General features: G+C 73.6%; 17 protein-coding genes. 7 read left to right on the forward strand and 10 right to left on the reverse strand.

Translation table 11 applies throughout. The features are described 5' to 3' along the window. Positions 1-76: 76 nt before the first annotated feature. The gene (locus ACFRCR_RS01250; protein ID WP_377674848.1) at positions 77-1,399 is read right to left on the reverse strand and encodes a M18 family aminopeptidase; all 1,323 of its coding nucleotides are present in this window, start codon (positions 1,397-1,399) and stop codon (positions 77-79) included. 329 nt (positions 1,400-1,728) lie between these two features. On the opposite strand from ACFRCR_RS01250, the gene ACFRCR_RS01255 reads away from it, so the two are divergent. Both ACFRCR_RS01255 and rlmC read left to right on the forward strand, forming a co-directional pair. Continuing rightward, positions 1,729-2,280 carry a putative protein N(5)-glutamine methyltransferase gene (locus ACFRCR_RS01255; RefSeq protein WP_377674814.1) on the forward strand — a complete coding sequence of 184 codons (552 nt, stop codon included), beginning with the start codon at positions 1,729-1,731 and terminating at the stop codon, positions 2,278-2,280. A gap of 50 nt (positions 2,281-2,330) precedes the next feature. Then, positions 2,331-3,527, forward strand: coding sequence for a 23S rRNA (uracil(747)-C(5))-methyltransferase RlmC (gene rlmC, locus ACFRCR_RS01260; protein ID WP_377674815.1), 1,197 nt, complete (start codon positions 2,331-2,333; stop codon positions 3,525-3,527). Here the strand turns inward: rlmC and ACFRCR_RS01265 are convergent. Together ACFRCR_RS01265 and ACFRCR_RS01270 are read right to left on the reverse strand one after the other, a co-directional pair. After that, positions 3,492-4,352: an SWIM zinc finger family protein gene (locus ACFRCR_RS01265; RefSeq protein ID WP_377674817.1), complete on the reverse strand. Its 861-nt coding sequence runs from the start codon at positions 4,350-4,352 to the stop codon at positions 3,492-3,494. The two genes, rlmC and ACFRCR_RS01265, sit on opposite strands and share 36 nt — an antisense overlap. Beyond that, a complete protein-coding gene (locus ACFRCR_RS01270; RefSeq protein WP_377674819.1) occupies positions 4,349-7,258 on the reverse strand; it encodes a DEAD/DEAH box helicase in 2,910 nt (969 codons plus the stop codon). The genes ACFRCR_RS01265 and ACFRCR_RS01270 overlap by 4 nt, the downstream gene beginning before the upstream one ends. Before the next feature lie 191 nt (positions 7,259-7,449). Here ACFRCR_RS01270 and ACFRCR_RS01275 point away from each other — a divergent pair, with 191 nt between their 5' ends. The 3 genes from ACFRCR_RS01275 to ACFRCR_RS01285 are packed head-to-tail and all read left to right on the forward strand — an operon-like array spanning position 7,450 to position 9,870. Further along, positions 7,450-8,217, forward strand: a complete 768-nt coding sequence (locus tag ACFRCR_RS01275; protein WP_377674821.1) for a TetR/AcrR family transcriptional regulator — start codon at positions 7,450-7,452, stop codon at positions 8,215-8,217. After that, positions 8,214-9,008: a DUF998 domain-containing protein gene (locus ACFRCR_RS01280; RefSeq protein WP_377674823.1), complete on the forward strand. Its 795-nt coding sequence runs from the start codon at positions 8,214-8,216 to the stop codon at positions 9,006-9,008. Before ACFRCR_RS01275 ends, ACFRCR_RS01280 begins: the two co-directional genes overlap by 4 nt. Positions 9,009-9,021: 13 nt before the next feature. Continuing rightward, positions 9,022-9,870 carry an alpha/beta fold hydrolase gene (locus ACFRCR_RS01285; protein ID WP_377674825.1) on the forward strand — a complete coding sequence of 283 codons (849 nt, stop codon included), beginning with the start codon at positions 9,022-9,024 and terminating at the stop codon, positions 9,868-9,870. Between the two features lie 10 nt (positions 9,871-9,880). Here the strand turns inward: ACFRCR_RS01285 and ACFRCR_RS01290 are convergent, their stop codons facing one another. Beyond that, positions 9,881-11,458, reverse strand: coding sequence for a D-alanyl-D-alanine carboxypeptidase family protein (locus ACFRCR_RS01290; RefSeq protein ID WP_377674827.1), 1,578 nt, complete (start codon positions 11,456-11,458; stop codon positions 9,881-9,883). A 292-nt stretch (positions 11,459-11,750) separates the two neighbouring features. Between ACFRCR_RS01290 and ACFRCR_RS01295 the strand changes: the two genes are divergently transcribed. Beyond that, a complete protein-coding gene (locus ACFRCR_RS01295) occupies positions 11,751-11,987 on the forward strand; it encodes a hypothetical protein (protein ID WP_377674829.1) in 237 nt (78 codons plus the stop codon). Between the two features lie 31 nt (positions 11,988-12,018). Here the strand turns inward: ACFRCR_RS01295 and lysX are convergent, their stop codons facing one another. The 5 genes from lysX to ACFRCR_RS01320 form a co-directional block, all read right to left on the reverse strand. Further along, positions 12,019-15,420, reverse strand: a complete 3,402-nt coding sequence (gene lysX, locus ACFRCR_RS01300; RefSeq protein WP_377674831.1) for a bifunctional lysylphosphatidylglycerol synthetase/lysine--tRNA ligase LysX — start codon at positions 15,418-15,420, stop codon at positions 12,019-12,021. A 152-nt stretch (positions 15,421-15,572) separates the two neighbouring features. Further along, positions 15,573-16,973: a hypothetical protein gene (locus ACFRCR_RS01305; RefSeq protein ID WP_377674833.1), complete on the reverse strand. Its 1,401-nt coding sequence runs from the start codon at positions 16,971-16,973 to the stop codon at positions 15,573-15,575. Continuing rightward, positions 16,970-17,518: a sigma-70 family RNA polymerase sigma factor gene (locus ACFRCR_RS01310; RefSeq protein WP_377674835.1), complete on the reverse strand. Its 549-nt coding sequence runs from the start codon at positions 17,516-17,518 to the stop codon at positions 16,970-16,972. The genes ACFRCR_RS01305 and ACFRCR_RS01310 overlap by 4 nt, the downstream gene beginning before the upstream one ends. Positions 17,519-17,671: 153 nt before the next feature. Next, entirely contained in the window at positions 17,672-19,150 is a 1,479-nt protein-coding gene (locus ACFRCR_RS01315; RefSeq protein WP_377674836.1) for a hypothetical protein, read from the reverse strand. After that, the gene (locus tag ACFRCR_RS01320; RefSeq protein ID WP_377674838.1) at positions 19,147-19,848 is read right to left on the reverse strand and encodes an RNA polymerase sigma factor; all 702 of its coding nucleotides are present in this window, start codon (positions 19,846-19,848) and stop codon (positions 19,147-19,149) included. The genes ACFRCR_RS01315 and ACFRCR_RS01320 overlap by 4 nt, the downstream gene beginning before the upstream one ends. A 222-nt stretch (positions 19,849-20,070) precedes the next feature. Here ACFRCR_RS01320 and ACFRCR_RS01325 point away from each other — a divergent pair, with 222 nt between their 5' ends. After that, the gene (locus ACFRCR_RS01325; RefSeq protein ID WP_377674840.1) at positions 20,071-22,374 is read left to right on the forward strand and encodes a sodium-translocating pyrophosphatase; all 2,304 of its coding nucleotides are present in this window, start codon (positions 20,071-20,073) and stop codon (positions 22,372-22,374) included. Positions 22,375-22,481: 107 nt separating this feature from the next. On the opposite strand, the gene ACFRCR_RS01330 is transcribed toward ACFRCR_RS01325, so the two are convergent. Continuing rightward, entirely contained in the window at positions 22,482-23,198 is a 717-nt protein-coding gene (locus ACFRCR_RS01330) for a TetR/AcrR family transcriptional regulator (protein ID WP_377674842.1), read from the reverse strand. Positions 23,199-23,405 lie beyond the last annotated feature (207 nt).

Consider the following 23,405-nt stretch of genomic DNA (forward strand, 5'->3'; position numbering starts at 1 on the left):
CGTCTCAGAGTCTCCCACCTGGCACGTGCGGTCGCCGAACCTTGGTGCGAGAGCTGGTTCGATGGCGGGAAGGTCTTCAGCCCGCGAACACCTGCGCGATCGCGCGGGACAGGTAGTACGGGTCCGCGACGGCCGTGAGCTCGCGCGCCGAGTGCATCGAGAGGATCGGAGCGCCGACGTCGACCGTCCGGATGCCGAGGCGGGTCGCGGTCAGCGGTCCGATCGTCGACCCGCACGGCACCGTGTTCTCCGAGACGAACTCCTGGCTCGGGACCCCGGCCGCCGCGCAGGCCGCGGCCCAGGCCGCCGCCCCGTGGGCGTCGGTGGCGTACCGCTGGTTGGCGTTGATCTTGAGGATCGGGCCACCGCCCGCCACGGGGCGGTTCGCCGGGTCGTGCCGCTCCGGGTAGTTGGGGTGGACCGAGTGCCCGACGTCGCTCGACACGCACAGCGACCCCGCGAGCGCACGGTGCCGGTCCTCGTCGCTCGCCCCGGACCCGCCGCTGATGCGCGACAGGACGTCCGCGAGGAACGGCCCGCTGGCCCCCGAGCGCGTCTCGCTGCCGATCTCCTCGTGGTCGAACGCCGCGAGGACGGCGATCGGCGCCTCCCCGCCCGGGGTCCTGGTCCCTGCCGCCGCCTCGAGCAGAGCGACGAGTCCTGCGTGCACCGAGAGCAGGTTGTCGAGCCGTCCCGACGCGAGCAGCTCCTCGTGCGCGCCGAAGATCCGCGGCGCCTGGGTGTCCGCGACGACGAGGTCGTACCCGCCGACCTCCGCGGCCCGGACCCCCGCGTGCTCGGCGAGGAGCGCGAGCAGGTCGGCGTCGGGGGCGCCGAGCGCGCCGAGGCCCCACACGGGCTGGGTGTGGCGCTGCTTGTCGAGCGTGAGGCCGTCGTTAGCGGCGCGGTCGAGGTGGATCGCGAGCTGCGGGATGCGGAGCAGGGGGCCGGTCCGTACGAGGTGGCTGCGGCCGTCGAGCGTCACGAGCCGCCCGGCGAGCTCGAGCTCGCGGTCGAGCCACGAGTTGAGCAGCGGTCCGCCGTAGACCTCGACACCCGCCTGCCACCAGCCCTCGCGGCCGGTGGTCGGCCTGGGCTTGAGCTTGAAGCCGGGGGAGTCGGTGTGCGCGCCGAGGATCGCGAAGGGCGTCGTCGGGTGCGCGCCTGCGGGCGTGGCCCACGCGATGACGGCACCGTCACGCACGACGACGTAGCGGCCCCCGGCGGTCTGCTGCGGCCAGGCGTCGGCCTCGTCGAGCAGCGTGAAGCCTGCCTCGACGGCGCGGCGCGCGACCTCGTGGGCCGCGTGGAACGACGAGGGCGAGGCCTCGACGAATCGTGCGAGGTCCTCCGCGTGGGCTCGCGCCTGCGGGGACGGGCCCCGTGGGGTGGCGACCACGGGGGAGGTGGGACGGGCGGGGGCGGGGGCTGCGTCGTCGGGCACGTGCCCATTATCCGCCAGCGCGCGGGGCCGGGTAGTAGCCTGAGTCCCGCCATGAGCCCGTCAGACGTCGTGTCCATCCTGCGTGCTGCGGGGTGCGTGTTCGCGGAGGAGGAGGCCGACCTCCTCCGTTCGGCCGCGACGTCTGCGGCCGAGCTGGACGCCATGGTGGCGAGCCGGGTGGCGGGACTGCCCCTGGAGCAGGTCATCGGCTGGGCGGAGTTCTGCGGGCTGCGCATCCTGGTAGGTTCTGCGGGCTGCGCATCCTGGTCGAGCCGACGGTGTTCGTGCCGCGCCGACGCACGGAGCTCCTCGCGTCGCTCGCGAGCGGGTTCACGGGCGAGCACGCGACGGTCGTCGACCTGTGCTGCGGCACGGGCGCGCTGGGGGCGGTGCTGATCGCGGCGCACCCGGGCATCGACCTGCACGCGGCGGACATCGATCCCGCCGCGGTGCGCTGCGCCCGCCGAAACCTCGATGGACACGTGTACGAGGGGGACTTGTACAAGGCTCTGCCGGTGCGTCTGCGCGGGATCGTCGACGTCCTCGTCGTCAACGCTCCCTACGTCCCAACCGGCGCGATCGAGACCATGCCGCCCGAGGCGAGGGTCCATGAGGCCCGCGTCGCGCTCGACGGCGGCCACGACGGCCTCGACGTGCACCGTCGCGTGGCTGCCGCCGCGGCAACCTGGCTGGCCCCGGGCGGCCACCTCCTGATCGAGACGAGCGAGCGGCAGGCGCCCGTCGCGGTCGGGCTCTTCGAGCGCGGGGGCCTCGTCGCGCGTGTCGAGACCGACGACGAGCTCGGGGCGACGGTCGTGATCGGCGAGAAGCCGTAGCCCCTCGGCCGAGGCCGTCCCTCACAGGCCCGCCCCGTAGGATCGGGGGAATGCAGTGCCCCCACTTCGACGCCCACGAGTGCCGTTCGTGCACCCTCATGGGCCAGGGCTACGCCGCGCAGCTCGCCGACAAGCAGCGGCACGCGGGCGAGCTCCTCGCGGCACACGGCGACCTGCGGTGGGAGCGACCGGTCGCGAGCCGCGAGTCGGGCTTCCGCAACAAGGCCAAGATGGTCGTGGGCGGCACGGTCGAGCGCCCGACGCTCGGCATCCTCGACGCGGGCGGACGCGGCGTCGACCTCCAGGACTGCGGCCTCTACCCGGCCGACCTCCAGGCGGTCTTCCCCGTCCTCGCGGACTTCGTCACCCGGGCGGGCCTCACGCCCTACGACGTGGCGACGCGGCGCGGTGAGCTCAAGAACGTGCTGGTCACGCAGTCCCCGGACGGCGAGCTCATGGTGCGCTTCGTGCTGCGCTCGCAGGAGCCGGTCTCGCGCCTGCGCAAGCACCTGCCGAGCCTGCTCGACGCGTTGCCGCAGGCGCGCGTGGTGTCGGCCAACATCCTGCCCGAGCACAAGGCCGCGCTCGAGGGCGAGCAGGAGATCCTGCTGACCGAGGCCGACACGCTGACCATGCGCGTCAACGGGATCGAGATGCACCTGCGTCGGCAGAGCTTCTTCCAGACCAACACCGACGTCGCCGCGGCCCTGTACCGACAGGGTCGCGAATGGGTCGACGAGGCCGCGCCGGGCAGCGTCTGGGACCTGTACTGCGGCGTGGGCGGCTTCGCGCTCCACTGCGCGACGCCTGGCCGTCAGGTGGTCGGGATCGAGTCCAGCCGCGAGGCGATCGTGAGCGCCGAGCGCAGCGCGGCCCAGGCCGGGCTCGACGACGTGACGTTCGCGGCCGGTGACGCCACGGCGTTCGCGCTCGCGGCCGAGCGGGCCCCGGACCTCGTGATCGTGAACCCGCCGCGTCGCGGGATCGGCGCCGAGCTCGCGGGCTGGCTCGAGAGCTCGACCGTGCAGCAGGTCGTCTACTCGAGCTGCAACGCGGTGTCGCTGGCCCGCGACCTCGCGGCCATGCCGTCGCTGCGCCCCGTGCGGGGCCGTGTCCTGGACATGTTTCCGCAGACCACGCACTACGAGGTCATGGTCCTGCTCGAGCGCACGGGTCAGGGGGGGCTGAGGCCTGTGGCCCGCTGCGGCTTGTCAGCGGTCCAGCGCGGTGAGCCGTTCCGCCGCTGAGAGCGCGGCAGCGGCGAGCACGGCCTGCAGACGGGCGAGGTCGACGGGCGTCCCGTCGGCCGTCCGGTCCGGCACGCCGGGCAGGAGGTCGGCCGCGGAGGGAGGCTCGGGGACGTCGGGAGGTGGCGGCAGCTCACCGAGGATCCGCTGGCCCGACGGCGCAGCGTCCGTCCCCTCGTGGCTCACCGGTGCGTCGGCCGGGTCGGGCGTGCCATCGACCGACGGGTACGACGGCGCGGCGGCCGGGTCGGGCGACGAGAGTCCGCGCAGCGCGTCGAGGACCTGATCGCGGGAACGTCCGCGCAGGAGGAAGAGCACGAACGGGTCGGCGTCGAGCAGCCAGCCCGCCTGGTAGCTCAGCGCTGCGGCGTGCAGGCAGGGGAGGTCCCAGGTGGGGCAGTCGCACTCGGGTTCGAGGTCGCCGATCCCCGGGAGCAGCGAGATGTCGGCGTCGACCGCGGCGGCGACGACGTCGCGGGGCATCTCGCCCGTGAGCAGCGCTGCGAGCCGCCCTGACCGGGACGCGAGGACGCGCAGGAACCGGTCCCACTCGTCGTCGGTCAGCGGTTCGAGCGAGACGACCGTGTGGTACATCTCGCCATCGTCATCCTGTACACGTGCCTGGACGGCTCCTGGACTGACCGTGATCGATCCCACGCGCCCCGTCCGGGCGTAGGCGCGACCCTTCTTGAGCGGCCCTGCGTCCAGGGCGAACTCCTCCATCGACCGGACCCAGGCACGTGCCCACCACGACTGGCCACGCCGGACGGCACCCTTGGTCGCGGTACCGGTCGGGGGGAAGGCGGGAAAGCCCACGGCGCTCACGGTCGCCTCCTCTCGTCGCCGCCGGGCGTTCGTCGGTCACCCTCGGCGGCCGGTTCCTCGCCCTCGGCGCTCCGCAGGGCGACCAGCTCGGCGAGGTCGGCGGTGCTCAGCTCGGAGATCGCGCCCTCGACGCCGCCCGCCCCGAGCACGGCGTCGGCGAGCTCCCTCTTGGACTCGATCATGCGGGCGATGTGCTCCTCGATGGTTCCTTCGCTGGTCAGGCGGTGCACCTGGACGGGCCGTGTCTGCCCGATCCTGTACGCCCGGTCGGTCGCCTGCTCCTCGACGGCCGGGTTCCACCAGCGGTCGAAGTGGACGACGTGGTCGGCACGCGTGAGGTTGAGCCCGGTCCCCGCGGCCTTCAGCGAGAGCAGGAAGACGGGCGGCATCCCTTCGGTCGCCTGGAAGCGAGCGACCATCTGCTCGCGCTGCGCCACGGGCGTCCCGCCGTGCAGCAGCATCGTCGGCACGCCGCGACGAGCGAGGGAGGACTCGAGGAGCCGGGCCATCGCGACGTACTGCGTGAACACGAGGATCGCACCCTCCTCGGCCCGGATGGTCGTGACGAGCTCGGTGAACGCGTCGAGCTTGCCCGACCTTCCCGACAACCGAGGATCCTCCTCGTGCAGGTACTGCGCCGGGTGGTTGCAGATCTGCTTGAGGTGCGTGAGCAGGCCGCCGATCATGGCGCGACGCCCCATGCCCTCGGCCCGGTCGATCTCCGCGAGGGCCGATCGCACGGCGCCCTCGTAGAGCCCGACCTGCTCGGCCGTGAGCGGCACCACCTGATCGGTCACGGTCTTGGGCGGCAGCTCGGGGGCGATCCCCGGGTCGGACTTGCGCCGCCGCAGCAGGAACGGCCGCACCAGGCGCGCGAGGCGTTCGGCGAGGACCGGGTCGCGGGTCCCCTCGATCGGGTCGGCCCATCGCCGCCGGAACTGCCCGCGCGTGCCCAGGAGGCCCGGGTTGAGCCAGTCCATGACGGCCCACAGCTCGGTGAGGTTGTTCTCGACGGGCGTCCCGGACAGCGCGACGCGGGCCGCGGCGGGGATCGTGCGCAGCGCCTTCGCGGTGCTGGACCCCGGGTTCTTGACGTGCTGCGCCTCGTCCGCGACGACGAGCCCCCAGCGGTGCGCACCGAGCACGGGTGCGCTCCGCGAGGCGTCCGACAGGACGGTCCCGTAGGTCGTCAGCACGAACCCGTCGTCGACCCCGCGCAGGTCGCGTGACGCACCGTGGAATCGGCGCACCGCGATCCCGGGCGCGAACCGGCGGATCTCCTGCTCCCAGTTGCCCAGGAGGGAGGCCGGGCACACGACCAGGGTGGGCCCGGTGGCCGTGTCGGCCACCTGCGGCGCGGCGTCGTCGGGTCGGGAGCGGTGCAGGTGCAGCGCGATGAGCGTGATCGTCTTGCCGAGTCCCATGTCGTCGGCGAGGCACGCGCCGAGCCCGAGCCCGGTCAGGCGCGCGAGCCAGCGCAGGCCTTGGAGCTGGTAGTCGCGCAGCGAGGCGTTCAGCCCCCCCGGTGCGACGACGTCGCGCGCCGGGGTGGGGTCCTCGAGCTCGGCGCGGAGCCGGTCGAGCCACGGCGTCGGGGTCACGACCAGGTCCTGGTCGCCCACGCGGGTCACGCCCGTGAGCGCCGCGGAGACGGCGTCGAGCGCGGAGACGGGCTGGGCCGTGCGTCGGGTGGCAGCCTGTGCCGCGGCGGGATCGGCGAGGACCCATCGTCCGCGCAGCCGCACGACGGCGGAGCGCCCCTCGGCGTGGACGCGCGCCAGGTGCTCGCGCTCGGCCGCGGTGAGGCGTACCCCGTCGAGCGTGAGCTCGTGCGTGAGCGTCATGGGGCTCGACAGGGAGCCCGACGCGGAGGCGCCCCCGTGCGCATCGGACCGCAGCAGGGCGGGGAGCGCGCCGCCCCGGTCTTCCGGGGCCTCGATCGGTGAGAACACCGCGACGGACCGGACCTGACCGGCGAGGCTCGCCGGCCACTCGACACCGACACCGGTCGCGGCAAGCGCTGATGCTCCTTCGGCGAGGAGCTCGCGGACGTCCGCCGGGGCGAGGACGAGGGCGTCGGGGACCGGCCGGTCGAGCAGCCCGTCGAGCGGGGGCCAGGCGTGGGCTCCCGCACGCAGCCGGACCAGGACGTCCCCGACCGCTTCGCGGGCAGCCGCGTCGGTGCGGGCGGACGCCCACAGCGCGTCCGCCGTCCGGGCCCCGTCGCGTCCGCGGACGACGACCGTCGCGAGCCAGTCGCGGACGGCGAGGTCACCCTCGGTGGTCGGGCTGTCACCCTCGGCGGAATGGCCGTCACCCTCGGTGGTCGGGCCGTCGTCCGGCAAGGGGGCGAGCCGGAGGGTCACGGTGACGCGAGGGTCGAGCAGCGCGGCGGCGTCGTGCGCCCACCCGGCGAGCTCGGCGGCGGCTGCATCGGCCGTCTCGTGCGGCGTCGTGCCGCCCGGCGCGACCACCAGCAGGCCGGACCGCCCCTGGGGAACGTCGCTGGTCGGCGCGGCGCGCCGGACCCATGCGTCCGCGACGGCATCCATGGCCTGTCGCACCGTGCTCGTGCGTGCCGCTCCGTGCATCGAGACGCCGTCGGTGCGCGCCTCGTCGTCGACGACGCCGTCTGCGGGCATCCCGGTCCCGGCACCGAGCACCTCCGGGACGGCGACGTCGTCGGGCATCGCGTCCGCGAGGGCGTCCACACGGTCGAGGGCGGCGCCGTCGAGCGGGCCGACCCGCCAGCCCGCGCGGCCCGCGTCGACCACGGGTACGAGACGACCGGCAGCGACGTGCCCGAGGGCCTCGGCGCACACTGCTCCCCAGAACACGTCGGCGCGGCTGCCGTCGCCTGCCGCCCAGGCGTCGAGCAGTCCGTCGAGCAGGTCGCCGGACACCATCGGGGGTTCGTCGCTCGCCGGGGGGCCGACAGTCGGGCGTGGCGCTGGTCGCGGCACAGGGCCTCTTTCCTGGTGCGTCGTACGTCGATCTTCCGAGCGATCAACGTACGATGTACGCAGATCATTCCCGACAGGTCGGGCATCCGTCGAGCCCCCTCGATGATCCCCGATCGCTCACGAGGAGGCAGCCCGTGCCGACCCCGACGTCCCCCGCGACCACTCGCGACCCCGCGCGCACCCTCGCGCTCCTGTGGGGGCTGCACGCCGACCGTGGCGCGAGGGGGCCCCAGCAGTCCCGGACGACGGACGAGGTGGCGCGCGCCGCCGTCGGGCTCGCGGACTCGGAGGGAGCGCTCGCCGGGCTGTCCATGCGCAAGGTGGCCGCCGAGCTCGGGATCGGCACCATGTCGCTCTACACCTACGTCCAGAACAAGGACGACCTCGTGGACCTGGTCGTCGACCGCGCGTACGGCGAGCTCTACCCGCAGGGCGAGGCGTCGGGCGCCACGTGGCAGGACCGGCTGCGGTCGGTGGCCCGCGCCAACTGGGACCTCTTCGCGTCGCACCCCTGGCTCCTCGACATCGACCTCGCGCGGCCCGTCCTCGGGCCGGGCGAGACCCGCAAGTACGACGTCGAGCTCCGGGCGATCGAGGGCGTCGGCCTCGACGACGTCGCGATGGACGCGACCGTGACGCTCGTCGTCGGGCAGGCGACCACCGCGGCGCGCCGGGCCCGTGCGGCCCGCCTCGCCCACGAGGAGAGCGGGCAGACCGACGACGAGTGGTGGACCGCGAACGCCCCGCTCCTCGAACGGATCAGCGAGATGAGCACCTTCGCCGTGGCCGGGCGCGTGGGCGCCACGGTCGGCGAGGCGCAGCAGTCCGCGTACTCGGCCGAGGCCGAGCTGGAGTTCGGGATCGACCGCATCGTCGCGGGCGTGCAGGCACTGGTCGCGTGAGGGGTGCGCAGGTCGCCCGGACAGGGCCCACGAGCCGGCTCGTCACGCTCGCTCAGGCCCTCCTGACCCTCGCCGGGATCCTCTACGTGGGCGTCGTGCTGGAGGCGGCCGCCGGGTGGCCCCTCGACCCGACCCGTTCGTACCTGTCCGAGCTCGCGGCGCTCGACCAGCCGACGTCCGCGCTCTTCCGGGGCACCGATCTCGCCGCGGGCGCGCTCGTGGTCGTCGGGCTCGCGGTCCTGGGCGTCGCGTACCGGCGTCGGCGTGCGGCCGGGCACCCGGCAGCGACCCTCGTGCAGCGGGTCACTCTCTGGTCGCTCGTGGCGTTCGGGCTCGCGACCATGGCCGACGCCCTGCTGCCGCTCGACTGCGCGCTGTCCGTCGGGACCTGCGCCGCGCGCGAGGAGGCGGGAGCCGTGAGTACGGCCCACCACGCGCACACGTTCTCGAGCGTCGCGTCGGGGATCGGCTCGTTCGTCGCGAGCGCGGGGATCGTATGGCTCGCGCGGGCCCGACGTCGGACCCCCCTCGGGCTCTCGGCCCGCCTCGCGGGCGCCGTCGGACCGGTCCTGGGGATCGTGACCGGCACGATCGGCATGTTCGGCAGCCCGTTGCCGCTCGGGACGGGGATCGCGCAGCGCGTCCAGATCGTCGCGTTCTCGGTCGTCCTGGTGCTCGCGGTGCAGGTCCTGAGGATCCCGCAGCATCGCTCGCGCCCCCGGGAGGACCGCACAGGGGAGGCGGGGACCGAACCCACAGCCTCCTCCGAGGCGAGTCCCAGGGACGCGTGATGGACTGGGCCCCATGACGACGGCGACCCCGCCCCCCACCACGTGGGTCATCCTGCCCGGGCTCCTGCTCGCCCCCTCCGACATGGAGCCTCTGGCGCGCGTCGTGCGAGAGCAGTTCCCGGCCGCGACCGTGCTCGTGCTCGACTCGTGGGAGACGGCGGTCACCGCGCCCGTCGCCGCGATCCGGGCGTCTCTCGGGCTGGAGGGGAGGCACGCCGCCGCGAGCATCGGCCTCGTGGGGCACAGCGTGGGCGGCCTCGCGGCGATCGAGTGGGCGCTGACCCACCCCGAGGAGCTCGGTGCCGTCGTGCTCCTCGACCCGACGGCGCCCTTCCTGCCACGACGCCCCGAGCGGCCCGCCCCGGTCGGGGCGACGCTGTTCGCGGAGAGGTTGCTCCACGCGGGCGGCACCCTGCTCTCGCGCTGCGGGGCGGTGACGAGGCGCGGGCCCGCGCTGCGCCGTCGGGCCTGGTACGACGGGACGCACCGCCCCGACCCCATGCCCGACGACGAGGCCGCCCGCCGCTACGGCACGCCCGAGGCGTGGCGACTCCTGGTGGGGCAGTACGAGCAGAGCTGGTCGCAGGCCGAACGCGTCACCGCCCTGTTCGCCGACCGCTCCGACGCGCTCGACCGTCTCGCGGTCCGCCCGGTCCAGCTCGTCGGGTGGGGGAGCCGAGGGCAGGGGCCGTTCCTGCGGGAGGAGCGCGAGCTCGGGGCACGCCTCGGCGCGAGCGTCTACGGGCTCCCGGGCGAGGGGCACATGTTCCCGCTCACGAGGCCCGACGTCGTCGCGCAGGTCCTGCGAGGAGAGGTCCCGGACGGGGCGCTCGCGCCCGACCAGGACGCAGCGTTCCGCTGAAGGACGGCGGCTACCAGCCGGCCGCGTACTCGAAGTGCCAGGGCTCGGGCTTGGACCCGTTGGGGCGGGCCCACGCGGGGTTGTCCCACCCGTACAGGGGGGCGTTGGCGCGCAGCCACTTGTACTGGGCCGAACCAGGGCTCGATGCCGGCGCCGCGAGATCGATCGCCAGGCCCCAGCCGTGGTTCGAGGTCCCGGGGACGGCCGCGAGTCCGGGCTTCGCGGCCCGCGTCGAGACCTGCTCCGAGTAGGACCGGTACGTGTCCGTGAGCGGGATCGACGTGCCGAACCGCTGAGCGTAGGCCGCGGACAGCTCCTCGAGCATCGCGGCGGCGTCGCAGCGCAGGGACTGGCTCGGGGCGAACGACAACGACGTGAGGGCCGACGCCGGGATCTTGCCGTTGGAGAAGTTGGCGGACCCGCACTGGTCGAGCAACGTCGCGGCACGGGTTCGACGCTCGGCCGCGAGCTCTGCCGGGGTCGCGGGGGCCGGCGTGACGACCGACTGGGACGGCTCACCGAAGTCGTTGAGCTGCATCGCCACGTTGTTCATCGCCTGGCCGAGGTCGGCGGTCGTGAGCGGACCCGTGGCCGCACCCTCGTCCTGCGTGACCGTCGTGTCGGCGACCTCGGCGCTGTCCGCGAGGGACGTGCGCTCGTTCGAGCGGGACGCACGCTGCGAGCCCTCGCTGCGCTCGGCCAAGATCTGGTCCTTGAGGGCTGCGAGCTCCGCACGCGCGGTCTCGAGCTCGTGCGTGGAGGCCGAGGACGCCTCGGCACGTGCCAGGAGGGCCTCCGCCTTGGCGATCATGTCGTCCTGGGAGCCGTCCGCCTGCCCGGCGAGCGTCGTGGTGTTCCCGCCCTCGTCGTCCGCGAGGTCGGCCTGCTGCCCGCCGGGGGCGAGGTCGCCCGACGCGGTGCCGGGGATGATCATGGGCACGCACGCCAGGGCACCGACGAACGCGGCGCCCGTCGCGGCGCGCGCCACGAGACGCGAGCCGAACAGGGTCCCCCGGGCCGGTGTCGCGGGGGCGACCGGGGTGGAGCCGGTCGCGGGGCCGCCCGACTTGCGCTCACGCCGGCTCAGCGGCGGGAAGACCGGGTCGGTGATCGCGTCCTCGCCACCGGTGACGACGACCGGCGTGGGCGTCGAGCGGAGCGGCGTCGGGGCAGGGACCAGGACGACGGGGATCTCACCCGACGGCGTCCGGATCGGGGCGGCCGGCTCGGGAGCCGCGCGCAGGATGCCGGTCGGCGGGAACGGAGAGGTGCGAGGGGCTGCGGCGACGGCCGCTGCCGGTGCTGCCGCCAGCGGGGCCGGGGCGGTCGCGGGAGTCGCCGCCGTCGGCACGGGGAACGGGCGGGACGGCGTCGGGCGGTCCTCGACCGTGGCTCGCGGCACGGCGAACGTCGCGGGGCGCGAGCTGCTGGTGTGCCGGTGCTCGACCTGCAGGTGGTCGACGTGGGGGCGTCCCTCGAGTCCGGCCGCGGCGAGCTCTCGCGCGCGAAGCTCGGCCTGACGTTGACGCCGCGTGGGGGTCGGCGCGGCGCCGTGCGGGCGCTGCTGGACCGGTGCGGACGTTTCCACCTGACGTGACTCCTGTGCTCTGGGACGGCCTCCGGCTGGAGGTCGGTACCGACTTCGTGGTGCGGGAGCCAGTGGTCGTTGCCGTCCGTCGTGCGCCCGATCGCGGCCTACGTTACTCGTTCGTTATCGATGCGCGGAACCCCGTCGGTCCCCGATGCGACCGGGGCCGCACGGTGGTGCGGAAAACTCGTCCGATCCCGCCGCCGTCCCGCCGTCGTCCCGTCCAGCGGCTGGCCGACGCGTGTCCGGTACGTCATGGTTGGTGCGGACCGACCCCCGACCGGAACGAGGGATGACGATGCTGTACCTGTTCGCCGTGGTGTTCGGGGCCGCGACGGGAGTGGTCCTCGACCACCTCAAGCAGCAGCGCGCCACGACGGCGGTGCTCGCGCTCGTACTTGCCTTCGGTGCCGGGGGCGGGGCCTTCGGTGCGGTGGCGGACGCGCCGTTCGCGGTCGGGGCCGCGCTGATCTCGCTCGCCCCCGGGATGCTGCTCGGCGCGGGGCTCCGGCGCGCGGCCACGCGCTGACCGCGGGTCCGACGACCGGGCCCCGACCGGGTCAGCCCCGACCCGAGGGCCTCACGAACGGGAACGCGAGCGTCTCGCGGATGCTCGCCCCGATGAGCATCATGTAGACGCGGTCCACCCCGATCCCGAGCCCACCGGTGGGCGGCATCGCGAACTCCAGGGCGGACAGGAAGTCCTCGTCGACCTCCATGGCCTCGGGGTCGCCCGCCGCGGCGAGCAGCGACTGCTGCGTGAGCCGGTTGCGCTGGTCCACGGGGTCGATCAGCTCGGAGTACGCGGTGCCCAGCTCGGCGCCGAACGCCACGAGGTCCCACCGCTCGGCGAGCCGCGGGTCGCGGCGGTGAGTGCGCGTCAGGGGCGAGGTCTCGAGCGGGAAGTCGGTGTAGAACGTCGGCTCGACCGTCTGCCCCTCGACGAACGCGTCGTAGAGCTCGGTCACGATCGCCCCGTGCGTCATGTCGGGGGTGAAGTGGACGCCCTTCTCCTCGCAGATCGCCTGGAGCGTGGCCATCGGGGTGTCCGGCGTGACCTCCTGGCCCACGGCCTCGGACACCGCCCCGTGCACGGTACGGACGGGCCACTCGCCGTCGAGCCGGACCACGGTCCCGTCCGCCCGGCGGGAGACCGGCTCACCGTGCACGGCGATCGCGGCCTCGACGATGAGGTCGCGCGTGAGCTCGCGCATCGTCGTGTAGTCGCCGTACGCCTGGTACGCCTCGAGCGACGTGAACTCGGGGTTGTGGGTCGCGTCGACACCCTCGTTGCGGAAGTTGCGCCCCAGCTCGAAGACCCGCCCGACGCCGCCGATCGCGAGCCGCTTGAGGAACAGCTCGGGAGCGATGCGCAGGTACAGGTCGAGGTCGTACGCGTTGATGTGCGTCGTGAAGGGCCGGGCGTTCGCACCGCCGTGCACGCGCTGCAGGATCGGGGTCTCGACCTCGATGAAGTCGCGCGCAGCGAGCGAGTCGCGCAGCGACTTCACGGCTGCGCTGCGCCCGCGCAGGACCTGCGCCGTCCGGGTGTCGAGGGCCAGCTCCATGTGCTTGAGCCGCACCTTCGCCTCGGCGTCGGCGAGCCCGCGGTGCTTGTCGGGCGGCGACGTGAGGGCCTTGGACGCCATCTGCCACGCGTTCGCGTGCAGGGACAGCTCGCCGCGGCGGCTGCGGGTCAGGTCGCCCGTGACGCTCACTTGGTCGCCGAGGTCCACCGCGCGACGCCAGAGCTCGAGGTCCGGCCCGGGCCGGTCGGCCGTGAACATGACCTGGATCTCGTCGACGCCCTCGCGCAGGTCGGCGAAGATCACGCCGCCGTGGTCGCGCAGACGCACCACGCGCCCGACGACGGACAGGTCGCCCTGGGCGTCCGCGTCGCCCGGTGCGGTGCTCGCCCCGGCCGGTGCGGCGCCGTCGGGCCCCGGTGCGCCCTGCGACCGGCCGAGCGACGTGCCGCGTCGCACGGCCTCCGCGATCGAGACCGTGCGCGGGACGGAGACGGGGTAGGGCTCCATGCCCGCCGCACGGAGCACGCCGAGCTTGGCGTGGCGCGTGGCCTGCTGCTCGGTCAGGCGGCGCGTGGGGGCCGAGACGGTGAGCAGCGCGGTCTCCTGGGCGCGCACCGCCTCGGCGAACGCCGCGGAGACCTCGGGACGGTGCAGGTCCGGCGAGCGGTCACGGCGGTGGAACAGGTTCGGGGTGTTCGGCAGGAAGCCCTCGGCCTGGCCCACCGCGAAGATGACCTGCGTGAGCTGGCCCGCGTTCTGGAAGCACAGGAGGCGCGGCTTCCAGTCCGGCAGGTACTTCTCGTTCGACTTGTACAGCGAGTCGAGCTGCCAGAACCGCGACGCGATCAGCAGCACGCGGCGGTTGAAGCGTTGGATCGGGGTCGCGCCGATGCGCGCCCCCTGCTCGAACGAGCCGCGGAACATCGCGAAGTTCATCGAGATGCGGTCGATGCCCATGCTGCGCCCGGCGGCGACGAGCTCGGTCACCATGAGCTCGGTGACCCCGCTGACGGCCTGCGGGTGGCGGCGCATGACGTCGAGCGACAGGCCACGGCGGCCCCAGGGCACGAACGACAGGAGGCCCCGCGGGTTCCCGTCGGCGTCGTGCGCGGAGACGATCATCTCGCGCGGGTCCGCGGCGTCCCCGAGGCGGCTGAGCGACATCGAGAAACCGCGCTCCTCGCCGTGGCGCCACTCGTCGGCCGCGGCGACCAGGGCCGCGAGCTCGTCGACCGGGATCTCTGCCTGGCGGCGGACCAGGACCCTGTACCCCTCGCGCTCGGGGCGCGCGACCGCGTGACGCACCGACCTCATCGCCGGGCCGTCGAGAGTGAACGTCCGTGTGTTGATGATCGCCTCGTCGCCCAGCGCGATCGGGTGCAGGTCGACGGCCTGGTAGGCCTTGGCGCCCAGCTCGCTCGTCGACAGCACGGCAGGCACCCAACCGAAGCGCCGCGCGTGCGCGCGCCACTGCTCGATCGCGTCGGGCCAGCTCGCCTTGTCGCCGATCGGGTCCCCGGCCGCGAGGCACACGCCCGAGATGACCCGGTAGGTCACGGCCGCCCGCTGGTCCTGGGAGAAGATCGCGCTGCGGTCCCAGCGCGTCGCGAAGTACTCGAGCGAGTCGTCGCTGGGGTGCTCGAGCAGGAGCTTGCGCACCGCGAGCTCGTCGGCCGCCTCGACCTTGGCGTCGTGCGGGGCCGAACGCATGAAGACCGCGATCGCGAGCACCAGGGCGAGCGCCGAGATCAGACCGGCGACCAGGGCCAGCCAGCCAGGACCCGAGCCGTCGGCGTGCAGCGGGTAGTCGCTGGGCTTGAGGCCGAGCGCGACCGACAGGCTCCAGTTCACCCGGTTGCGCATCCCGTGCAGCGTGTGGGGGAAGACCTCGAGCAGCAGGAGCGTGAGGAACCCCGAGACGGCGACACCGCCCACGAGCACCAGGATCGCCCGCCACCACGCGCCCTTGCTGACCCGGGCAGGGAACGCGGCCCGGGCCGCGATCAGCAGGACGACCGCCGCGACGGCCACGACCCACGACGCGATCTCGAGCGGTGACAGCACCAGGCCGTCCGCTCGCAGCGCCTGCTTGTCCTCGTCGAAGACCCACAGCAGGCCCACCGCCAGCCCCAGCACCGCGACCGGGAACTGCCACACGATCACGACGAACCACAGGGCCGCCCGCTGCCGGCGCAGGAGGCCGCTCGCGATCACTCCGACCAGGACCACCGAGAAGACGCTCGGGAAGGTGGGGATGTTCAGGACCGCCAGCCAGTCGCTCACCGTCCGCACGACGCCGGGAGCGAACAGCAGCAGGATCAGCGCGAGCACGAGCCAGAAGGCCACGGCCTGCACGATCCTCCCCGCCCACGAGGCGACGGTCTCCGCCCACGGCGGGGCGGAGGTGCGGGACAGGGAGGTCGAGCGGGGCATGCGTGCTCCTCGGTGCAGGTCGGTGCACTCATTCAAGCGCAGGAGCGGTGGATGCGAGAGGTGGAACACGGCTGACCACGCCGCTGACGTGGTGCGGCGGCCGGTTCGACGTCTCGTCGGGCCGGCCGCCGCGAGGGCGCTGTCGTGGGCGGCTACTGCACCGTGAACGTGACGGGGGCGGACACGAGCCTGCCCTTGAACAGTGCCTCCGCTCCCGCCTCCCGCTGGACGGTGCGTCCCCACGCCCCGTCCGTCTGCTGCAGCGCGTACGAGTCGATCATCCAGGGAAGGGTCGCGTGCAGCTGGTACGTGCCGGGGGGCAGCGGCTGGGGACTGCTCGTGCCGTACGGGTCGCACGACGCGGTGGCCGCCAGCGTGAACCGGCCGTCCTGCACCGACCCGGGCTGCAGCTCCGCGTTCTCGTACGAGTCCGTGGCGGTCAGGGGGCTCGAGACGATCACGCCGTCCTGGGAGATCACGTACTCGTAGAGGAAGAACCAGTCGACGACGTCGAGCCTGGCGTGCGCGTGCGTCGTCACGCGCGCGGTGACCGACTTCTCGGACGAACCGCCCATCGCCGGGACCTGTCCGACGACCTTGAGACGCGCGAGCAGGGCGTCACCTGTGGCGGCCGGTGCGGGACTGCCGCACTGGAGGTCTTCCCACTCCGTCGGAGCGGGGAAGGTCGCCTTCTCGGAGCCGAAGGCACCAGGCAGGTGGGTCGGCGGCTCCGGGGTCTCGGGGGCCTCGGGGGCCTCGGGGGGAGTGGCGGGCTGGGCGGGAGGGACGGCGACCGTGCGGCCGTCGAGGCTCGTCACCCTGCCCTGGTCGTCGAGCGTCACGGTCCACGGGCCACCGACGACGGTGCCCGCGGCCGCGACCCCGCCCGCGGGCGTGGTCTCGCCGGCGAGCGACCCGATCGCGGACCAGGTCCCGGCCGCCGGCGGTGTCGCGTCGCCGCAGGGGCCGACGGCCGAGAGCCCGAGCTCGCCGGACTCGCCGGGGGCGAGGTGGAGCGGCTGCGGTGCCTCGTCGGTCGCGGGGTCGGCCGGCACGTGGGTCGAGGCGACCTTGCCCTCGGCATCGAGCAGGTAGACCGTGACGCGGCCCGCCGACGCGACGGTGAGCGGGGTGTCGCCGGTGTTCGTGACCTGGAGAGGCGTCTCACCCGTGACGTCGGACGTCGCGGGCCCGAGCGCCACGGGGGTGGTCGTCGCACGGAGTTCCGAGAGGTCCTCGCCGCACGCGGGAGCGAACGCACCGTCGAGAGGCTCGACGACCTCGGGGGTCGGCGACGGCACCGGCGGGGCCGGCAGGATCTCGACCGGGGCAGGTGAGAGGACGCCTGAGAGCCCGATGCCCGCGACGCCCAGGAGGACGAAACCGGCGGAGCCGAACGCGGTCGCGCGCTGGCGGCGCGAGCGCTTGATCAGGCGGTGCACCTCGGCCGAGCCCGTGAGCCCGTCGGAGGCGGCACGGCTCGCGTCGGTCGCGATCTCGGAGAGGGCGGCGTCGAGGTGAAGCGGTGTCGACGGCGGGATCTTGTCGTTCATCGGGCTCCTCCCAGGGGAGTGACGTCGAGGTCGTCTGACGGGGTGTCGATCGGGCCGAGGGAGGCCGCAAGCTTGCTGTTCGCGTCGCTGAGGTACCGCTTGACCGTGCCCTCGCTGAGCGAGAGCTGTTCGCCGACCTGACGGATCGTGAGGTCGGAGTAGTAGCGCAGGACGACGCAGGCGCGCTCGCGGGGAGCGAGCGTCATCAGCGCCTTCTGCACGTCGAGGCGGGCGTCCGTGGCGGCCGGGGTGCCGGGGCCGGTCGCTTCGGTCTCGTCGGTGCCGCTGAACAGGTGCCGGACCCCTTCCCAGTGCCGCTGGCGCCGGAACCCGTCGAGATAGGTCGTGAGGATCGCCTTGCGGACGTAGCTCTCGGCGAGCTGGAAGTCGGTCGCGGCACGCCCGCGCCGGAACGTTCGGACGAGCCCCTCCTGGACGAGGTCCTCCGCCTCCCGCAGGTCGCCGCACAGGAGGTACGCGTACCCCACGAGCGCTCTCCGACGGGTGCGGACGATCTCGTCCAGCACCTGCTCCCAACGGGCCATGAAGTCCTCCTGCGTCGATCTGCGTGCCGTGTCACTGCTCTCAACGAGCAGCAGCGACGAAAGGTTGGGGTGAGGTCGGGGCGGACCGTCGGGGGCCGCGCACGTCGGCCCCGCTCACCGTGGGGCGAGCGGGGCCGCGGCCCGGGGGCGGGGTCAGGATCCTTCGCAGATCAAGGCGAGGGAGTCTCCGCCGACGTCCGTCGTGCGCATCAGGTCCACGCCGTGGACGATGGACCACCAGGCGCTGGGGGAGCTGATCCACCGTGCTCGCAGCTCCCGGTAGAGCGGAGAGTCCGCGGCAGGAACCGTGTCACCGGCGAGCAGGACGAGGTCGTCCATGTACGTGCCCAGGGGGCCGCCGGCGGTGTCGACGCCCCTGCTCGCGTCGACGTAGGCGTCGCAGACTTCTCGATCCTCGGTCGCCGGGGCCTCGACGGCCATCCCTCCTTCGACCACCTGGAGGCTGATGGTCGGGGTCGCTCCCGAGTCGTCCACCAGCACGTCGTAGGTCCCGACGAAGCGGGAGAACGCCAGGCCCGACGGCGCCGGGGCGGAGAAGGGCGCTCCACCCCGCAGGACCAGGGTCCATCCGTCGTCGCTGGTCGTCCGCTGACGCTCACCGGTGCTGGCGTTCGGGGCGATGGTGAGTGTCCACGTCCCGTACGGTCCGTCGGCCACGGGGATCCGCGAGGGGTCGACGAGGAGGTCGAGAGCCACGGGGTCGCCTGCCTCCGCCGCCTGGCGGAGGGACGCGAAGACGGCCGACGTGTCCGCGAGCAGGACGTCCTGGAGAGCGACGGGATCGGTGTCCGTCGCGGGTGCGATCGTCAGCGGCACGGGCTCCGAGACGAGCCACCCGTCGTAGAGCGCTCCTGTGGTCTCCGGGCCCACGGTGCCGTCGGGCCCGACGGGTGCCCAGGAGTCGAGCTGGAACCTGGACAGTGCGTACACCTGGTAGTCGCCGGGCGACAACGACGGCGAGTGGTCGCCGAGCCCCTCGGGGTCGCAGGAGGCGAACGAGTCGACGCTCAGCTCCTGGGTGACCGAGGAGCCCGGCTCCGGCGCGAGGGGGCCGTCGGACTCCGGGAGGGGGAGGAGCGAGCTGACGATCACCCCGTCCTGCACCACGACGTAGGCACCCGGCCACTTCTCCCCGGCGACGGTGATCCTCGCGTCGTCGGTGAAGGTCGCCGTGACCGTGGTGTCGACGAGGCCGAGGTTCTGCACCGTCAGCGCGGCCGCGTCGATGCTCAGAAGGGCGGGGAGCCGGTCGCCCGTCGGGGTCGGGGCGGGCTGCTGGCACCCGAGGGCCTGCGCGGTGAGCGGAGTCGGGAAGGTCGGCAGGGACGCAGACGTCGGCGAGGGGGTCGCTGTCGGCGACTGGGCCGGTGCGATCGGCTCCGGCCGGGCGTCCTGCGGGAGCGAGACCGCGGCGATGCCGAGGGCCCCCGCGACGCACAGCGTCGTCGCCCCGAGGGCGACCTTCTTCGCCGCCCGACGGCGCCGCGTCCGCCCGCGGACGACGTCGAGGTGGGCGTCGAGACCGGGCAGGGACGCGTCGTCGACCAGGTCACGCAGCGCGCGGCCCAGGTCGTCCTCGTGGTTCGAGGGTCCGTGGTCGGTGGTGCTCACTTCGTGGTCCTCCCGTTCGTCGTGCGCGGTGCCGTGGCTGTGGGGGCCGGGTCGGTGGTGGACCCGGCGGAGGGTGCAGAGGAGGTCGTCGCCGCCGCGGCGGAGGCCGCCGTCGGAGGTGCTGCGCCCAGCGTCTGCTGCATGACGGCCATCGCGTCCGACAGGTGACGCTTGACCGTCCCCTCGGCGCACCCGAGCTCCTCGGCGATGCGCGGGACCGTCAGGTCCTCGTAGTACCGGAGCACGACGCACGCCCGCTGCCGCGGAGTGAGCCGGGCGAGCGCCCTGGCGGTGTCGGCACGGGCCGTGGCCGGAGCCTCCGGTCCGGCGACGCCCTCTCGCTGACCGACGAGATGTCTCAGCCCGAGCCAGTGCCGTCGGCGGCGGTACCCGTCGAGGTAGAGCGTGAGGATCGCCCGGCGCACGTACCCCTCGAGGTGCGCGACGGGGCGGTGGGCCTCGCGGTCGGCGGTGTCGTCGAGCGTGAAGAGCCGCGTCCCGCCCGAGGGCGAGCCGGGCGGGGCCTGCCGCTCCGTCGTCGGGCCCCTTCCGCGGAGCCTCGAGAACACCTTGACGAGTGCGTCCTGCACCACGTCCTCCGCGTCGCGCCTGTTCCCGCAGAGCAGGTAGGCGTACCCCACGAGCGCGTCGCCGCGCTGGCTGCTCAGCGCGGTGAGCTCGTCGTCCCAGTCAGCCACCGTTCCCCCCTTCTTCCGTCCGACCACCCCTGGTGGGCGGTGTCACTGATCATGACGCCCGGTGCCCGTGGATCGTTGGGGGTGAAGTCGGGCGCGCCTCCTCGTGACGTCTCTCACGACGTCTCGTGACGCACGCCACACATGGCTAGACTCGGGCGCATCCTCCGGGGGTGCCGGAGGACCAGCCGGTGATCCCGGTCCAGCAGTCGTCAAGGAGGACGGATGCTCACGCTCAGCTCCACCAGTCTCACGATCGTCGCGGTGATCGGGGCCATAGGTCTCGCCGCGCTCGTCTTCGCCTTCGTCCTCAGACGCCAGGTCCTGGCCGCTCCCGAGGGCACCGCGAAGATGCAGGACATCGCCCAGGCCATCCAGGAGGGAGCCTCGGCCTACCTCAACCGGCAGTTCCGGACCCTGGCGCTGTTCGCGGTGATCGTCTTCGGACTGCTGTTCCTCCTGCCCGGCGACGCCGGGATCAAGGTGGGGCGGTCGGTCGCGTTCCTCGTCGGTGCCGGGTTCTCGGCGTGCATCGGCTACCTGGGGATGTGGCTCGCGGTGCGCGCGAACGTGCGCGTCGCGTCGGCCGCGACCCGGCCCGGGGGGCGGACCGAGGGGGCGCGCGTCGCGTTCCGGACCGGTGGCGTGGTGGGGATGTCCGTCGTGGGTTTAGGCCTGCTCGGTGCGGCCGGCGTGGTGCTGCTGTACCGAGGGGACGCACCGGCTGTGCTCGAGGGGTTCGGGTTCGGGGCTGCACTGCTCGCGATGTTCATGCGCGTGGGCGGCGGGATCTTCACCAAGGCGGCGGACGTCGGTGCGGACCTGGTGGGCAAGGTCGAGCAGGGGATCCCCGAGGATGACCCGCGCAACGCCGCGACCATCGCGGACAACGTGGGCGACAACGTGGGCGACTGCGCGGGCATGGCGGCCGACCTCTTCGAGTCCTACGCCGTCATGCTCGTCGCGGCCCTCATCCTCGGCAAGGCCGCGATGGGCGAGCAGGGGCTCGTCTTCCCGCTGATCGTCACGGCCATCGGCGCGTTCGTCGCGGTGCTGGGCGTGTTCATCACGCGCGTGCGCGGCAGCGAGAACGGCCTGCGGGCGATCTACCGCGGCTTCTACCTCTCGGCGCTCCTGGGCGCGGTCCTCGCGGGCGTCGCGGCGTTCGTGTACCTGCCGTCCTCGTTCTCCGAGCTGTCGGGCACCGCGGACCTGGGCGACGTCACGAGCGACCCGCGCATGGTCGCGGCGCTCGCGGTCCTCATCGGCGTGGTCCTGGCGGGCATCATCCTGTGGGTCACGGGCTACTTCACGGGCACGACGTCGAAGCCCACCCTCCACGTGGCCGCCACCTCCCGCACGGGCGCGGCCACGGTGGTCCTGTCCGGGATCGGGGTCGGGTTCGAGTCCGCGGTGTACACCGCGGGCATCATCGCGGCGGCGATCTGCGGGGTCTTCCTCATCGCGGGCGGCTCGGTCTGGCTGTCGTTGTTCCTCATCGCGCTCGCGGGCTGCGGCCTCCTGACGACGGTCGGCGTGATCGTCGCGATGGACACGTTCGGGCCCGTCTCGGACAACGCGCAGGGCATCTACGAGATGGCCGTCGGCGAGTCGGGCGACGGCGACCCGGAGGCCGCGCAGATCCTCACGGACCTGGACGCCGTGGGCAACACGACCAAGGCCATCACCAAGGGCATCGCGATCGCGACCGCGGTGCTCGCGGCGACCGCGCTGTTCGGGTCGTACGCCGACGCCGTGGGCGGGGCGCTCGCGGACATCACGAACCCGGCCGGCGGGCTCGTCGTCTCGATGCTCGACTACTCGATCATCTCGCCCATCACCCTGGTCGGGGTGATCCTCGGCGCCGCGACCGTGTTCCTGTTCTCGGGACTCGCGATCGACGCCGTGACCCGCGCGGCAGGTGCGATCGTGTACGAGGTGCGCCGCCAGTTCCGCGAGCACCCCGGGATCATGACGTACGACGAGCGCCCCGAGTACGGCAAGGTCGTCGACATCTGCACCCGTGACTCGCTGCGCGAGCTCGCGACCCCGGGCCTGCTGGCCGCGTTCGCGCCCATCGCGGTGGGCTTCGGGCTCGGCGTAGGGCCGCTCGCGGGCTTCCTCGCGGGGGCCATCGGTGCCGGCGTGCTCATGGCGGTCTTCCTGGCGAACTCGGGCGGCGCGTGGGACAACGCGAAGAAGATCGTCGAGGACGGCGCGTACGGCGGCAAGGGGTCACCGGCGCACGAGGCGACCGTCGTGGGCGACACCGTGGGCGACCCGTTCAAGGACACTGCCGGTCCGGCGATCAACCCGCTGCTCAAGGTCATGAACCTGGTATCGGTGCTCATCGCCCCGGCCGTGGTGCTGCTGAGCGTCCCCGAGGACGCCAACCACACGCTGCGCATCGCGATCGCGGTGGTCGCGGCGGGCATCGCGTTCGGAGCCGTCATCCTGTCGAGGCTGCGTGCGGCGCGCGTGGACCGCGAGCAGATGTCGGAGGAGCCGCAGGCGGTACGGACGAGCTGAGGCGCCACCGGGGGAATCTCGTCGGAAGGGGGTCGGGCTGTCGCCCGGCCCCCTTCTGTCGAACCGACCCCACGCGCCGCGCACCGTCTCCCGTCGTCGTGCCCGCCTCAGCGCCAGTGCTCGAGCAGCCGCGCCGTCGTCCCCGTCGCCCGGTCGAGGACGTCCTCGGTCCCGTCGGCGGCTGCGGACAGGAGTGCGGCGTCGATGAAGTGCCCCAGGAGGTCGACGTCGGTGACGTGGTCGTACCCGCTGGCCTCGAGCACGGTCCGCAGGGCCGCGAGCAGCCGGGGGCGGCTCGCGCGCAGGATGGGGCGCAGCGCGGGGTCGCGCATCGCGGTGAGCACGGGGTCCAGCCGGACGTCGACCACCTGGTCGTCGACCGAGGGCGCGTAGAACGTCTCGATGAGCAGCCGCGCCGTCGTCGCGGTCGAACGGTCACGACGCGCGAGACCGGCGGCCTTCTCGGTCGCCGCGGTGCTGCGCAGGTCTTCGGCTGCCTCGACCGCGGCCGTGACGAGCGCGGAGCTCGACGGGAAGTAGTACGAGGCCGAGCCCTGCGGGACCTGTGCCGCTCGCGCGACCCGGCGGTGCGTGACGGCGGGGAAGCCCTCGGCGATCAGGAGGCGCGCGGCGGCGTCGACCATGGCGCGCTGGCGGTCGCTGCTGCGGGCCTGGACGGGGACGCGCGCGTCGGTGCTCCGGCGTCGGGCGGTCGTGGGGTCCGGGGGGACGGCTGGAGGGGTGTCGGGGCGGGCGAGGAGGGGCTCGCCCTCCGGTCCCGTGGCGTGGGAGGGTCCGACCGTCTCTCGCTGCGTCGCGCTCACGCGGTCATCCTAGGGAGAAACCGGACCAAGGGGGCGTCGTCCACCGTGGAGAACTGGTGACGGTCGCGGGGCAGGTGGTCGGGGACCGGGGCCGGTCGGGCCTCGACGGACGTCCGTTCTGCGTCGATCCGGCCGCTCCGGTGCGGGTCGGGCAGTTTCGGTGCAGGGCCTCCAGCCCGCATCATGGAGGGATGAAGACCTCGTTCC

Origin of the sequence: Oerskovia sp. NPDC056781, from assembly GCF_042789955.1 — a bacterium.
Lineage (GTDB): Bacteria > Actinomycetota > Actinomycetes > Actinomycetales > Cellulomonadaceae > Oerskovia > Oerskovia rustica.

Coding starts and splice junctions, on each gene's coding strand:
- lysX (WP_377674831.1), bottom strand. CDS start 15,420: ATGCCCCGCTCGACCTCCCTGTCCCGCACCTCCGCCCCGCCGTGGGCG.
- ACFRCR_RS01270 (WP_377674819.1), bottom strand. CDS start 7,258: ATGGTGTCCGGCGACCTGCTCGACGGACTGCTCGACGCCTGGGCGGCA.
- ACFRCR_RS01285 (WP_377674825.1), top strand. CDS start 9,022: ATGACGACGGCGACCCCGCCCCCCACCACGTGGGTCATCCTGCCCGGG.
- ACFRCR_RS01295 (WP_377674829.1), top strand. CDS start 11,751: ATGACGATGCTGTACCTGTTCGCCGTGGTGTTCGGGGCCGCGACGGGA.
- rlmC (WP_377674815.1), top strand. CDS start 2,331: ATGCAGTGCCCCCACTTCGACGCCCACGAGTGCCGTTCGTGCACCCTC.
- ACFRCR_RS01310 (WP_377674835.1), bottom strand. CDS start 17,518: ATGGCCCGTTGGGAGCAGGTGCTGGACGAGATCGTCCGCACCCGTCGG.
- ACFRCR_RS01305 (WP_377674833.1), bottom strand. CDS start 16,973: ATGAACGACAAGATCCCGCCGTCGACACCGCTTCACCTCGACGCCGCC.
- ACFRCR_RS01325 (WP_377674840.1), top strand. CDS start 20,071: ATGCTCACGCTCAGCTCCACCAGTCTCACGATCGTCGCGGTGATCGGG.